This window comes from Mycobacterium sp. 1245852.3 (assembly GCF_001669335.1).
Classification (GTDB): Bacteria; Actinomycetota; Actinomycetes; order Mycobacteriales; family Mycobacteriaceae; genus Mycobacterium; species Mycobacterium europaeum_A.
Genome location: NZ_LZLL01000507.1, coordinates 1 through 13792, shown reverse-complemented (window position 1 = coordinate 13792; position 13792 = coordinate 1). Strand labels below are relative to the sequence as shown.

General features: G+C 68.7%; 11 protein-coding genes. 5 read left to right on the top strand and 6 right to left on the bottom strand.

Translation table 11 applies throughout. The features are described from left to right. Positions 1-783 (bottom strand): DUF222 domain-containing protein (locus A9W96_RS22720; RefSeq protein ID WP_156765374.1); only part of this gene is annotated, 783 nt, incomplete at its 3' end. A gap of 237 nt (positions 784-1020) precedes the next feature. Here A9W96_RS22720 and A9W96_RS22715 point away from each other — a divergent pair. The 3 genes from A9W96_RS22715 to A9W96_RS22705 all read left to right on the top strand — a co-directional run bounded on the left by A9W96_RS22715 (position 1021) and on the right by A9W96_RS22705 (position 6132). Then, positions 1021-2172, top strand: coding sequence for an exonuclease SbcCD subunit D (locus A9W96_RS22715; RefSeq protein WP_067143244.1), 1152 nt, complete (start codon positions 1021-1023; stop codon positions 2170-2172). Further along, positions 2169-4790: an AAA family ATPase gene (locus A9W96_RS22710; RefSeq protein ID WP_067143241.1), complete on the top strand. Its 2622-nt coding sequence runs from the start codon at positions 2169-2171 to the stop codon at positions 4788-4790. The genes A9W96_RS22715 and A9W96_RS22710 overlap by 4 nt, the downstream gene beginning before the upstream one ends. Before the next feature lie 97 nt (positions 4791-4887). Next, a complete protein-coding gene (locus tag A9W96_RS22705) occupies positions 4888-6132 on the top strand; it encodes an alpha/beta hydrolase (RefSeq protein ID WP_066873549.1) in 1245 nt (414 codons plus the stop codon). Here the strand turns inward: A9W96_RS22705 and A9W96_RS33445 are convergent. Genes A9W96_RS33445 through A9W96_RS22685 form a run of 4 tightly spaced genes read right to left on the bottom strand, consistent with a single transcriptional unit; the run spans position 6119 to position 11538 of the window. Next, positions 6119-7753: an ABC transporter family substrate-binding protein gene (locus tag A9W96_RS33445; protein ID WP_197499609.1), complete on the bottom strand. Its 1635-nt coding sequence runs from the start codon at positions 7751-7753 to the stop codon at positions 6119-6121. The genes A9W96_RS22705 and A9W96_RS33445 overlap by 14 nt on opposite strands. Before the next feature lie 52 nt (positions 7754-7805). Then, positions 7806-9641, bottom strand: a complete 1836-nt coding sequence (locus A9W96_RS33440) for an ABC transporter ATP-binding protein (RefSeq protein ID WP_067143239.1) — start codon at positions 9639-9641, stop codon at positions 7806-7808. Next, complete coding sequence (locus tag A9W96_RS22690) at positions 9638-10564, bottom strand: ABC transporter permease (protein ID WP_066873555.1); 927 nt, start codon at positions 10562-10564, stop codon at positions 9638-9640. Before A9W96_RS22690 ends, A9W96_RS33440 begins: the two co-directional genes overlap by 4 nt. Beyond that, positions 10561-11538, bottom strand: coding sequence for an ABC transporter permease (locus tag A9W96_RS22685; protein WP_066873628.1), 978 nt, complete (start codon positions 11536-11538; stop codon positions 10561-10563). Before A9W96_RS22685 ends, A9W96_RS22690 begins: the two co-directional genes overlap by 4 nt. 212 nt (positions 11539-11750) lie before the next feature. Between A9W96_RS22685 and A9W96_RS22680 the strand changes: the two genes are divergently transcribed. Further along, positions 11751-12242, top strand: coding sequence for a carbonic anhydrase (locus A9W96_RS22680; RefSeq protein WP_066873558.1), 492 nt, complete (start codon positions 11751-11753; stop codon positions 12240-12242). A 4-nt stretch (positions 12243-12246) separates the two neighbouring features. On the opposite strand, the gene A9W96_RS22675 is transcribed toward A9W96_RS22680, so the two are convergent. Beyond that, on the bottom strand, positions 12247-12687 hold the full coding sequence (locus tag A9W96_RS22675) for a PaaI family thioesterase (protein WP_066876296.1): 441 nt from the start codon (positions 12685-12687) through the stop codon (positions 12247-12249). A 184-nt stretch (positions 12688-12871) separates the two neighbouring features. Here A9W96_RS22675 and cysD point away from each other — a divergent pair. Continuing rightward, the coding region (gene cysD, locus A9W96_RS22670) for a sulfate adenylyltransferase subunit CysD (RefSeq protein WP_231999807.1) at positions 12872-13792 on the top strand (921 nt) is incomplete at its 3' end.

Below are 13792 nucleotides of genomic sequence, written 5' to 3'. Positions count from 1 at the left end.
GCGTTGGGCGGCCGAGCGTGGGTCGCGCTCGATGGCGTCTTGGGTGGGTGCGCCGTCCACACACGGGGTGTCGTCGTGGGGGTTGCACATGCCGGGGGCGGCGAGTTTGGCTAGGACGGCTTCCAGGGTGGCGCGGGCTTCGGGGGTGAGCCAGCCGCGCAACGGCGACATGCCGTCGGCCTGCTGATTGCCCAGGGTCAGACCACGCGCCCGCGCGCGGTCGTCGTCGGTGTAGGTGCCGTCGGGGTTGAGGCAGTCGGCCAGGGTGCGGGCCAGCCCGGCGAGTTGTTCGGGGCGAAACCGGCTGCCCTCGGTGGCCAGCCGCGCTTCGGCCCGCTCGCGGGTCGGCATGTCGATCCAGCCGGGCAGCTGGTGGTAGAACTTGCGGATCACCGCGACCTGGCCCGCGCCCAGGGTGCCGTCGCGTTGTCCGGCGGCGGTGGCGGGCAGCATCGGGCCCAGCGGTTCGCCGGTCAGGCCGTGGCGTGGGCCCAGATCGCGTGCTTCGTTGAGGCGGCGGGCGGCTTCAGCGCGGCTGATCAGGGTCGCCTCGGCGATGGCGTGGACTGCTGTGGCGCCGAGTTCGACCGAGGGTGCTTGGCGGGCCAGGGAATTGATCACGGGGTGCTCGACGGCCGGGATGCGCCGGCGCTGCTTTTCGCAGCGCGCCAACACCGCCAACTGTTGCCGGGGCTTCAGGGCGTCGACGTTCAGCGCGCAGACCTGATCCCAGGCGGCATCGAGCGCGTCGAACGCCGCCTCGACATCCTGCTCATCACCCACACCGCCAAACTAACGGCACCCACCGACAAAATCGGCCGAGAAATCGCCATAGATTCGCACTCGCGCAATTCATTTAGAATTCGCGACCGCTCCGGCTCGGCGCGCAGCACAGGCCCAGACGATCTCGCCGGATTTCTCGGACCAAGACCTGCCGATTGAGGTCCCGCGTCTTGTCGGTGCGCAGACCTAAACTCTCGATGCCCAGGTAAACACGCACTTCGAAAGGGGGTCGCCGGCATGCGATTCCTGCACACCGCCGACTGGCAGTTGGGCATGACCCGGCACTTCCTCGCCGGTGACGCCCAGCCGCGGTATTCGGCGGCTCGCCGCGACGCGGTTTCCGGTCTGGGCGCCCTGGCGGCCGAGGTGGGCGCCGAGTTCGTCGTGGTGTCGGGCGACGTCTTCGAACACAATCAGCTTCCGCCCAAGGTCATCGGGCAGTCCCTGGAAGCCATGCGCGCCATCGGAATTCCGGTGTACCTGCTGCCGGGCAACCACGATCCCCTCGACGCCTCGTCGGTGTACAGCAGCGCGCTGTTCACCTCCGAGCGTCCCGACAACGTCGTGGTGCTCGACCGGGCCGGCGTGCACCAGGTGCGTCCCGGGCTGGAAATCGTCGCCGCGCCGTGGCGGTCGAAGGTCCCGACCACCGACCTGGTCGCCGACGTCCTCGACGACCTGCCCGCTGCCGCGGGCACCCGGATCCTGGTGGCGCACGGCGGCGTGGACGTCCTGGATCCCGATCGGGACAAGCCCTCGCTGATCCGGCTCGCCACCGTTGACGACGCGCTGTCGCGCGGCGCGGTGCACTACGTGGCGCTCGGGGACAAGCACTCGCTCACCCGGGTCGGCGACAGCGGCCGGGTCTGGTATTCCGGCTCCCCGGAGGTCACCAACTTCGACGACGTGGAAGCCGACCCAGGCCATGTCCTGATCGTCGACGTCGACGAGGCCGACCCGCAACGCGCGGTGTCCGTGACGCCGCGACACGTCGGAAGCTGGCGGTTCGTCACTTTGCGCCGACAGGTCGACTCCAGCCGTGACATCGCCGATCTCGACTTGAACCTCGACCTGATGACCGAGAAGGACCGGACCGTGGTGCGCCTGGCGCTGACCGGTTCGCTGACGGTCACCGACCGCGCCGCGCTGGACGCCTGCCTGGACAAATACGCACGGCTATTCGGCCACCTGCGCACGTGGGACAGCCACACCGACCTGGCGGTGATCCCGGCCGACGGCGAGTTCAGCGATCTGGGCATCGGAGGTTTCGCCGCCGCAGCGGTCGAAGAGCTGGTGGCGACGGCGCGCGAGGAGGACTCCGCCACCGCCGTGGACGCGCAGGCCGCGCTGGCGCTGCTGCTGCGCCTCACCGACCGGGGTGCGGCGTGAAGCTGCACCGGCTGATCCTGACCAACTACCGCGGGATTTCGCACCGGGACATCGAATTCCCCGATCACGGCGTCGTGGTGGTGTGTGGCGCGAACGAGATCGGCAAGTCGTCGATGATCGAAGCCCTGGACCTGCTGTTGGAGGCCCGGGACCGTTCGACGAAGAAGGAAGTCAAACAGGTCAAGCCCACCCACAGCGACGTCGGCTCCGAGGTGTCCGCCGAAATAAGCTGCGGCCCTTACCGTTTCGTCTACCGCAAGCGGTTTCACAAGAAGTGTGAGACCGAGCTGACGGTCATCCGGCCGTGCCGCGAACAGCTGACCGGTGACGAAGCCCACGAGCGGGTCCGGGCGATGCTGGCCGAGACGGTGGACAGCGACCTGTGGCATGCCCAGCGGGTGCTGCAGTCCGCGTCGACCGCCGCGGTGGATTTGTCCGGGTGCGACGCGCTGTCCCGCGCGCTCGATGTCGCCGCCGGCGACAGCGGAGGGTTGTGCGGCACCGAGCCATTGCTCATCGAACGCATCGACGCCGAATACGGGCGTTACTTCACCCCGACCGGACGCCCTACAGGCGAGTGGGCCGCCGCGATCGCTCGGCTGGCCGACGCCGAGGCCGCGGTTGCCGAGTGCGCGGCCGCGGTCGCCGAGGTCGACGAGCGGGTGGCCCGCCACGCCGTGTTGACCCAGCAGGTCGCCGACCTCTCCCAGCAACGGATCGCCGCCGGCCCGCGGGTGGCCGCCGCGCAGGAAGCCGCCGATAACGTCGCCGCGCTCACCGCGCAGCAGCGCGAAGCCCAGCTGGTCGCCGACGCCGCGGTCGCCACCGCCACCGCCGCGGGCGGCGCCCACACCGCACGCCGGCAACTGCTGGCCGAAATCGACACGCGCGCCGAGGCTGTGGCCGAAACGCAAGCGCAGGCCGAAGAAGCCGCCGCCGCCCAGGCCGCGGCGCATGCGGAGGCCGAAGCGTCCGACGCCGCGCTGCACCAGGCCACCGAGGCCCTGGCCGAGCTGCACCGCCGGGCCGACTCCGCGCGGTGCACGGTCGACCGGCTCGCCGACCGCGAAGAGGCCGACCGGCTGACCGCCAGGTTGGCCAGGATCGACGCCATCGAGCGGGATCGCGAGCGGATCGGCGCCGAGCTCACCACCATCGCGGTCACCGAGGCGGTGCTGCGCCGCATCGAGGACGCCGCGGCCGCCGTCGACCGCACCGGCGACCAGTTGGCGCTGACCTCGGCGGCCATCGAACTCACCGCGGCGGCGGACATTCAACTCATCGTCGGCGGCCGGCAGGTCTCGCTGCCGGCCGGGCAGAGCTGGACGACCACCGCCGCCGGACCCACCGAGGTGACGGTCCCCGGCGTCCTGACCGCCCGGGTCACCCCGGGCGCGAACACACTGGACGTGCACGCCAAACACGCTGCGGCACAGCAGGAGTTGGTCGCAGCGCTGGCGGCCGGCGAGGTGGCCGACCTCGACGCCGCACGATCCGCCGACCAACGTCGCCGCGAGCTGCAGAGCACCCGTGATCAACTCGGCGCCACCCTGGCCGGCCTGTGCGGTGAAGAGCGGATCGAGGAGCTGCGATCGCGGCTCACCCAGCTGCGCGCCGCACACCCCGCCGAGACAAGTGCCGCCCCCGTGGACATCGGGGCCGCACGCGCCGAACTCACCGCGGTGCTTCAGGCCCGCGAGGACGCGTCGACCGAGTACGAGGCTCGCCGTCAGGCCGCTGCCAGAGCGGCTACTGCGCTCGCCGAGTTATCCACGCGCGCAACCGTTCTGCAGAACACCTTGGCGACGCAGCGCGCCGAGCTGAACGCCGCCGCCGGCCGGCTGACGGCCGAGCGGGCATCCGCCGGCGATGCGGAACTCGCGGCCTCGGCGGACACGGCGCGCAGCGCGGCGCAGGCCGCCCAGCAACGTGTCACCGAAGTCGCCGAAGCGCTGGCCGCGGCCGCGCCCGATGCGGTCGCCAGCGAATTGGCCGACGCGACAGAGGAAGCCGACTCGCTGCGCGAGCGCTACGAAGGAGCCGCGCGCGCATTGCGCGAGATCACCATAGAACTCTCGGTGTTCGGCAGTGAGGGACGCCAGGGTAAGCTCGACGCCGCACAGACGGAGCGTGAGCACGCCGCCAGCGAGCACACCCAGGTGGGCGGCCGCGCGCGGGCGGCGCAACTGCTGCGCTCGGTGATGACGCGCCACCGCGACACCACCCGCCGTCGATATGTCGAGCCCTATCGTGCGGAACTGCAGCGACTCGGGCGCCCGGTGTTCGGCCCCAGCTTCGAGGTCGACATCGACAGCGACCTGTGCATCCGCAGCCGCACACTGAACGGCATCACGGTGCCGTACGAATCCCTGTCCGGCGGGGCCAAGGAGCAGCTCGGCATCTTGGCCCGGCTGGCCGGCGCGGCCCTGGTCGCCAAGGAGGACGCCGTCCCGGTGGTGGTCGACGACGCGCTCGGTTTCACCGACCCGGATCGCTTGACCAAGATGGGCGAGCTGTTCGACACCGTGGGAACCCACGGGCAGGTGATCGTGCTGACCTGCAGCCCTGACCGCTACGACGGTGTCAAGGGCGCGCACCGCATCGATCTCAGCGCTTAGCCCACGCGGCCGGCCGAGGCCGAAACTGCTGGTCAGAACTGTTCGATGCCATGTCGGCGCCTCGCCTGCAGAATGGGAACATGGTGGGGCCACGCGAATGACGATGAACGCGAAGCGCAGCCGGGTGCAGCAGAAGCTGGCGGAACTGCCCGGCGTGCGACCCGTGCGCCGGCCGATCTCACCGCACAGCGCCGAAGAGTTCGATCTGTACTACGTGCGCGCCGGCCGCAAGTCTTCCAGTCCGGTGGTCATCATCCCCGGGGGTCCGGGCGTGGCGTCGGTGCAGATGTACAAGGGACTGCGGCGGCGCGCAGCGGCTGCCGGCCTCGACGTCATCATGGTCGAACACCGCGGGGTGGGGATGTCGCGGCACGACGACTCGGGCGCCGATCTGCCCCCGCAATCTATGACCGTGAACCAGGTGGTCGATGACGTGGCCGCGGTGCTCGACGACGCGCAAGCGCAGTCGGCGGTCATTTATGGCGCCTCGTACGGCACCTATATCGCCGCCGGAGTCGGGGTGCGGCATCCGCAGCGGGTGCGGGGCATGGTGCTCGATTCGCCGTTGCTGTCCCGGCACGACATCGTGATCGTGCGCCGCGCGATTCGCCGGCTGCTGCTGAAGGGGGACAGCCCCGAAACCGCTTCAGTGGCACCCAAAATGCGCAAGCTGGTCGACGCCGGGATCATGGATGCGGCGGCGACACAGGTCGTGGCGACGATTTACGGTTACGGCGGGGCCGACCTGCTCGAACGGCAACTCGACCTGCTACTCGATGGCCGAAAGTTACTGTGGTGGGCGCTGTCCCGGTTCACCACCCTGGGCAACCTGCCGTTTCGCTACGAGGAAGACCTGGTAAGCCGCATCGCGTTCCGCGAACTGGACTATGCGGCCGAACCCGACGGGCTGCCGCTCGACCCCGCCGTGGCGGAAAGCAAAACGCGCACGCAGCGAGTCACTTTCGAGGACGAGCCCTATGACCTGCCGACCGAGATGCCGAATTTCGACTGGCCCACCGCGGTGGTTTCCGGTAGGCGGGATCTCATCACCCCACCGGCGGTCGCCCAGCGCGTGGCGTCGCTGCTACCCAATGCGGTGCTGTTGAGCCTGCCGAGCATGGCGCACAGCGCGCTGGACTTTCGCGAGCCCGTCGCGCTCGCCACTGCCGACGCGGTTCGGCGTGGCGACCTGAAAGGGCTTGCCGCGCGGGCGTCGGCGCTGGACGCGCTGCCCCCGCGCCCCGAGGTGCGACTGCTGTGGAAGGCGCTCGGAGCGGCGGCCGTCGTCGAGGGCGCGCTGCCGATCCCGAATCGGCTGCGCCGGCGGCTCAATTCCGCGTGAACCCGATGGCGGTGTAGTCGAGGTCGGCAAGACCGGCCGCACCGAAATTGGCCAGCGTGCCGCGCACCGCGACATCCCCGGGCGACTGCGTCAGCGGAAGGCTGAATCCCTCGGCCCAGATGAGCTTGTCGAGATCGTTGGCCAGCGCCCGCGCCTTGGCCGGGTCGAGTTCTTCCAGGGTGCTTTCGATGGCGGCGTCGATCTGTTCGCTGCCGATCTTGCCGAAATTGCTTTCCCCGTCCGACTTGTAGATCTGGGTCAGCGCCGAGAGCGGGAAGGCGTCGCCGAGCCAACCGAACTGGGCCATATCAAACGCCCCGACGTTGATGTAGTTGGTGAAAAAGCCGCTGCCGGAACGGGAGACGAGCTCGAGCTTGACCCCGATCTGGGCCAGGCTGTGCTGGGCGATCTGGGCGAACTGCCGGCTGCCCTGGGCGTCGTAGAACAAATCGCGGATGACCAGCTGTCGGCCGTCCTTCTCGCGGAACTGGCCGGTCCGCTTCCAGCCCAACGCGTCGAGCTCCCGGCTGGCCGCGGCCGGGTCGTAGGGAACGACCGCGCTGTTGTCTTGATAGCCCTGCTGCCCCGCGACATAGATGTGGTTGCCCAGCGCCACCGGGTTAGTGGTCAGGCCGTACTGGACGACCTTGGCGATGGTCTGCCGATCGATGCCCTTGGCGACCGCGACGCGCAGCGCCCGGTCGGACAGGATCGAGCCCGGGGCGCCGTTGAACGTGAAGTGAGACCACGCCGGCGCGGGCGCGCGCCGGATCGAGATCCCCTTGGTGCGCTGGGCGATGGTCAGCTGATCGACGGTGCCGACCCCGGTGGCGTCGATCGTGTTGTTCTGCAGCGCCGGTAGCCGCGCGGCATCGTCGAGCACCAGATAGGTGATGGTGTCCAGCCGGGGCCGCGCGCCCCACCATTTCGGGTTGCGGCTCAACACGATCCGCTGGGTGGTCCGATCCAACGACGAGACGACGAACGGTCCGGCCGACGGTCCGGGACCGTCCAGCTGGCCCTTGTTGAATGCCTCCGGGGTGGCCGTCATGTTCTTGGGCAGCAGCATTCCGTTGCCGGCGAACATGCCGCGCCATTCGGCGTAGGGCTTGGCGAAGGTCATGATGGCCTGCCGGTCGTCGACGCCCCGGGTCACCGAGGCGACGCGGTCCGCACCGCTTGGTCCGGCGATCTCGAAGGTCTTGTCGACACCGCTCAGGGCGTGGATCTGGCTGGCGATGTCCGCCCAGGTGATCGGCGTGCCGTCCGACCACACCGCCTTGGGGTTGATCGTGTACGTAACCACCTGTGGCGCAGTGCCGGTGAGCTCGATGCTGGTGAAGTAGTCGGTGTCGACCGTCGTGGAGCCGTCGGGGCCGATGATGAATGCCCGCGGCAGGGTGGCCTTCATCATCGCCGAGACGTCGGCCGAATTGCCGTCGATGTGCAAGATGTTGAAGTTCGGTGGAAAGTCGGTGAGCGCCAGTCGCAGGTCGCCGCCGTCTTGCAGAGTGGCCGGATTGTGCGGGTTGAGGTCGCTCGTGGAGCCGATCTGCGCGTTCTGGCCCGTTTCGGGAATCAGGCTGACGGCCGGCGAGCAACCCGAGATTGCCAGCATCATCGCGAAACACGCTGCCGCGCAGCGGATCCCCCGACGCGCCAGGACCGCCCGGCTAGGCACGTCTGCCCGGATCCGGTTGCGGCACCGCGTTCAGCAGCCGCCGGGTGTATTCGTGTTGCGGATCGGCGAAGACCTGCCGGCTGTCACCCTGCTCCACGATGGCGCCGGCATACATCACCACGACGTCGTGAGCCAGGTGTTTGACGACCGAAAGATCATGGGAGACAAACAGATAAGATAGGCCGAACCGCTCTTGCAGGTCCAGCAACAAATTGATTATCCCGGCCTGGATGGATACGTCGAGCGCGGACACCGGTTCGTCGAGCGCCAGGATCTTCGGCTGCAGTGCCAGCGCGCGGGCGATGCCGATGCGCTGCTTCTGGCCGCCGGAGAATTCGGCGGGGTAACGGACCGCGTCGGCGCGGCGCAGACCCACGATGTCCAGCAGCTCGGCGACGCGCAGGTTGGTGCGACCTTTGTCGAACCCATTGGCCCGCAGGGGTTCCGCCAGCAACTCGGACACCGGTAGCCGCGGATCCAGCGACGCGATCGGGTCTTGGAACACGACCTGGATGTCGCGCCGCAGCGCTCGCCTGCGCGCCGTGCTCAACGTGGTGACATCGGTGCCCAGCACTTCGATCGAACCCGACTGGGGGCCGGTGAGTTCCAGGATCTCGTGCAGAGTGGTCGACTTGCCCGAACCCGACTCACCGACGATGCCCAGGGTGCGGCCCTGCCGCAGCTCGAAACTGACGCCGTCGACCGCGCGGACCTCGCCGGCGCTGCGGCGCAACACGCCCTTGGTCAGCCGGTAGGTCTTGGTCAGGTCGCGCACCGCGACGACCACCGAGCCGTCGGCCGATTCCGCTTGGTGGGCTTCGGTGCTCACGCCGTAGATGTCCGCGGCGCTTCGGCCGTCGACTTGCTCGGTGCGGATGCAGGCCGCCCGGTGATCGGTGCCGACGGCAAGCAATTCCGGCTCCTCGAGCCGGCATTCGTCGATGGCCAGCGGGCAGCGCGGCGCGAACGGGCAGCCGGGATCCAGGCCGGCCAGCGACGGCGGCGCGCCGGGGATCGGCACCAGCCGGGTGCCCTGAGCGGCGTCCAGTCGCGGCACCGAACCCAGCAGCCCGACGGTGTAGGGCATCCGCCGGTCCCGGTAAAGGTCACGCACGGAAGCGGATTCGACGACCCGCCCGGCGTACATCACCAACGCCCGGTCGGCGAACTCGGCGACCACACCGAGGTCGTGGGTGATGATCAGCACCCCGGCGCCGGTGATGTCGCGGGCCGTCTTGAGCACCTCGAGGATCTGCGCCTGCACCGTGACATCCAGCGCGGTGGTCGGCTCGTCGCAGATCAACAGGTCGGGGTCGTTGGCGATCGCGATCGCGATCACCACCCGTTGCCGCTCACCGCCGGACAGCTCATGGGGAAACGCTCGGGCGCGCCGTTCCGGCTGGGCGATTCCCACTAGTTCGAGCAGTTCCACCGCGCGCCGGCGGGCGGCCTTCTTGCCCGCCCGCGGCTGATGGATCTCGATCGCCTCGGCGATCTGATCGCCGACGGTGTAGACCGGCGTCAGCGCCGACATCGGGTCCTGGAACACCATGCCGACCGTCTTGCCGCGAAACCGCGACATGGCGTCGTCGCCGAGGCCAAGCAGCTCGGTGCCGTGCAACCGGACCGAGCCGCGCACCCGCGCGTACTCGGGCAACAGTCCGATGGCCGCCATCGCCGAAACGGACTTCCCCGAACCGGATTCGCCGACCATCGCGACGACCTCTCCCGGTTCGATGCGATAGCTGATGCCGCGCACCGCGGTCACCGGCGCGCCGCCGGCTCCGAAGGTGACCGCCAGGTCGGTCACCTCGAGCAGCGCGCTCATCCGCCCCCACCCCGCAGCCCCGCGCTGCCGGGGTCGAGCGCGTCGCGCAGTCCGTCGCCGGTGAGGTTGGCGCACACCAGGATCAGCACCAGCACGCCCGCCGGAAACAGAAACACCCACGGAAAGGTGGTCGCCGATTGGGTTCCGTTGGCGATCAACGTTCCCAGCGACACGTCCGGCGGCTGGATACCGAAACCGAGGAAGCTCAGGCCGGTTTCGGCCAGGATGGCCGAGGCGACGTTGAGCGCGGCGTCGATGATCAGGATGGAAGCCACGTTCGGCACCACGTGGCCGAGGATGATGCGACTGCTCGATACCCCCATATACCGTGCGGCCCGGATGAATTCGCGTTCACGCAAACTCATGGTCATGCCGCGCACCATGCGTGAGCTGACCATCCACCCGAACCCGGCCAGCAGCAGCACCAGCATCAACACGTTGGCCGAGTTCTTGATTCGCGGCGTCACGATGGCGATGAGGATGAAGCTGGGCACCACCAACAGCAGGTCGACCACCCACATCAAGGCGCGGTCGCGCCAGCCACCGAAATAGCCGGAGATCGCCCCGACGGTGGCGGCGATGCCAGTGGAGATCACCGCGACGCAGACGCCGATCAGCATCGATTTCTGCATGCCGCGCAGGATCTGCGCCAACAGGTCCTGACCCAGCGCGTTGGTGCCCAGCCAGTGCCGCGCGTTCGGCGGCGCCAACAGCGCGGTGAAATCAAGGTCCTCATAGGAGTACGGCAGCACCGCGGGCAGCGCGTAGCAGCCGACGAACAACAGGACCAGCAACGCCAGCGACGCCACCGCGAACCGGTTGCGACCGAACCGCCGTAGCACCAGGGTGCGCCGTGAGGTGAAATCCGCGACTTCGTGGCCCGAAAACCCATGGGCGCCATCGGCATTCGTCTCAGAGGTCATGACACCCGCACCCGCGGATCAAGGGCCGCGTAGAACACGTCCGAGAGCAGCCCGGCCAGCAACACCACCGCCCCGGAGAACAGGGTGATCGCCGCGATGATGTTGGTGTCCTGCGTCGCGATGCCGGCCACCAGCCATTCGCCCATGCCGTGCCAGCCGAAGATCTTCTCCACGAACACCGCTCCGGTGACCAGGCCCGCCACCCCGTAGGCGAACAGGGTGGCCAGCGGGATCAGGGCGGTCCGCAGCCCATGCTTGACCAGCGCGCGCCGGCGGGTCAGCCCTTTGGCGCGCGCGGTGCGAATGAAGTCCTGGCCGAGGACGTCGAGCATCGCGTTGCGTTGGTATCGGCTGTAGCCGGCCGCGGCGGCCAGCGCCAGGGTCAGCGACGGTAGGACCAAGTGGCGCAACCGGTCGAGCAGCTGCGCACCGGCCCCGCCGGTGACCCCCGGTGAGGTCTCCCCGGTGTAGTCGAAGACGTGAACGCCCAGCGCCCAGTTCACCCGCAGCGCACCGAGGATCAGCAGGCTGGCGATCACGAACGTCGGCGTGCTGAGCACCAGCAGCGCCACCAGGGTGACGACGCGGTCGCTGAGTCGATACTGCCGAATCGCGCCCCACGCCCCGGCCGCGATGCCCAGCGCGGTGCCCGCCAGTGAACCGATGACGAGCAGGCGCAGGGTGACTCCGACGCGACGCCAAAGCGTGGTCCCGACTGGCTGCCCGGTGACCGTTTTGCCGAAGTCGCCGCGCACGGCGTGCGATGCCCAGTGCGCGTAGCGGATCGGTATCGCCTCGTCCAAGCCGAGTGTGTGGGCCTTGGCGTCAATCACGGCCTGCGGCGGCCGCGGGCTGCGCTGCAGCAGGCTGTCGAGTGGCCTGAAGGCCACCGACGTCAGGCAAAACGTGAGAAACGATGCCAGCGCCAGCAGCACAACGTAGTTGAGCAACCGGCGTGCCAGAAATCGAGTCATGCCCGTCCGCACACCCCACGTTGCATTGGGACAGGCTATCGAGCCGGCAGCACGGCGTCGCGCGTTGCGGCGTCCGGTGCACTCGGTCGCTTTCGATCCGGTTGATTCTCACCGGTGAATCGCGTGTGATCGGTTGTTAGGATCCACCGCGGCACCGAGGCCGTGCAGCAAACGCGCACGTTTCGGGCCGCGACACTCCCAAGGAGGCTTGCGTGACGGTTACCGATGATTACCTGGCCAACAACGCCGAATATGCGAGCACCTTCGAAGGGCCACTGCCGATGCCGCCGGGCAAACATGTCGCGGTCGTCGCGTGCATGGACGCCCGGCTCGATGTCTATCGCATCCTCGGCCTCAACGAGGGGGAGGCCCACGTCATCCGCAACGCCGGCGGGGTCGTCACCGACGACGTCATCCGCTCGCTGGCCATCAGCCAGCGGTTGCTGGGAACGCGGGAGATCATCCTGATCCACCACACCGACTGCGGCATGCTCACCTTCACCGATGACGACTTCAAGCGCAGCATCCAGGAGGAGACGGGCATCAAGCCCGGGTGGGCGGCCGAGGCGTTCGCCGACCTCGCCGAGGACGTCCGGCAGTCGCTGCGCCGCCTGGAGGCCAGCCCGTTCGTCACCAAGCACGTCTCCGCGCGCGGATTCGTGTTCGACGTGGCCACCGGCAAGCTCGACGAGGTGACGCTCTAGCCGGTCAGCCGACCTTGTAGGTCGCCAGCGCCTTGGCGACCAGCGTCCCCTGCGGGTCGATGATCTCGGCCTCGCAGTTGACCAGCGAGCGGCCGCGCCGCAGCACTCGGCCGACGCCGATGACGTCGGTGGCCCGGGCCGGGGCCATGAAGTCCAGCGCCATGGAGACCGTCACGCCCCGCAATTCGGGCGGCGCCTGCGCTCCGCACCATGCCGCCGCCATGACGGTGAGATCGGCGAGCGTGGCGATGGCGCCGCCGTGGACCATGTCACCGATGGTCACGTTGGACGGGTCCCAGGGCAGTCGCAGCCGCACCTCGTCGTCCTCGAGGCGGTCGGCAACGATGCCCAGCTTGACCACGAAGGGGGACTGGGGGAGGAACTGCGCGATGACGTCGCGACCGCTCGGTGTGGCTGGTCCGGCGGGTTGAGGGGTGGCAGTCATCCGTCCATGCTTTCGCACCCGTCACCGGCGGCAAAAGTACCGCCGCGCCTCTTGACGCGATGTGTCCGGTGGCCGCCGCGCGCGCCACCAGGCGTCGGCTCGTCGGCCCGCGGTTGACAGCGCCAACGGGAACTGGTCTTATATTTTGTTAAAGTGCCAAAGTTGGTCAGTTCTGCCAGGTTTAATGAAGGAAGCTATGACCGGTGATCTGAAGGTGGCCCCCGCCGCCGGGCAATACGAGTTGAGCCATCTGCGCTCGCTGGAGGCAGAGGCGATCCACATCATCCGGGAGGTGGCCGCGGAGTTCGAGCGGCCGGTGCTGCTGTTCTCGGGCGGCAAGGATTCCATCGTCATGCTGCACCTGGCGCTGCGGGCGTTCCGCCCCGGGCGGTTGCCCTTCCCGGTGGTGCACGTCGACACGGGGCACAACTTCGACGAGGTGATCGCCACCCGCGACGAGTTGGTCGCCGAGCACGGTGTTCGCCTGGTGATCGCCTCGGTCCAGGAGGACATCGACGCCGGGCGGGTCGTCGAGCCACGCCAGGGGCGGAACTCGATCCAGACCGTGACCCTGCTGCGCGCCATCCGGGAGAACAAGTTCGACGCCGCCTTCGGCGGAGCGCGCCGCGACGAGGAGAAGGCCCGCGCCAAGGAACGCGTCTTCAGCTTCCGCGACGAGTTCGGCCAATGGGATCCCAAGGCGCAGCGGCCCGAGCTGTGGAACCTCTACAACGGCCGCCACCACAAGGGCGAGCACATCCGGGTGTTCCCGTTGTCCAACTGGACCGAGTTCGACATCTGGTCCTACATCGGCGCCGAAAACATCGCGCTGCCGTCGATCTATTACGCGCACCGGCGCAAGGTATTTCGTCGCGACGGCATGCTGCTGGCGGTGGACCGCAACATGCAACCGGGTGACGACGAGCCGGTGTTCGAGACGACGGTGCGTTTCCGCACCGTCGGCGACGTCACGTGCACCGGATGCGTGGAATCGCAGGCCGCCACGGTGGACGAGGTCATCGCCGAGACCGCGGTCGCGAGCCGCAAAAGCGTTGTCATCAGAAGTACCCCTGCCGTTTGCGGTCTTCCATGCCCGCATCCGAGA

Coding starts and splice junctions, on each gene's coding strand:
- A9W96_RS22685 (WP_066873628.1), bottom strand. CDS start 11,538: ATGACTCGATTTCTGGCACGCCGGTTGCTCAACTACGTTGTGCTGCTG.
- A9W96_RS22675 (WP_066876296.1), bottom strand. CDS start 12,687: ATGACTGCCACCCCTCAACCCGCCGGACCAGCCACACCGAGCGGTCGC.
- A9W96_RS33440 (WP_067143239.1), bottom strand. CDS start 9,641: ATGAGCGCGCTGCTCGAGGTGACCGACCTGGCGGTCACCTTCGGAGCC.
- A9W96_RS22690 (WP_066873555.1), bottom strand. CDS start 10,564: ATGACCTCTGAGACGAATGCCGATGGCGCCCATGGGTTTTCGGGCCAC.
- A9W96_RS22705 (WP_066873549.1), top strand. CDS start 4,888: ATGACGATGAACGCGAAGCGCAGCCGGGTGCAGCAGAAGCTGGCGGAA.
- A9W96_RS33445 (WP_197499609.1), bottom strand. CDS start 7,753: ATGATGCTGGCAATCTCGGGTTGCTCGCCGGCCGTCAGCCTGATTCCC.
- A9W96_RS22715 (WP_067143244.1), top strand. CDS start 1,021: ATGCGATTCCTGCACACCGCCGACTGGCAGTTGGGCATGACCCGGCAC.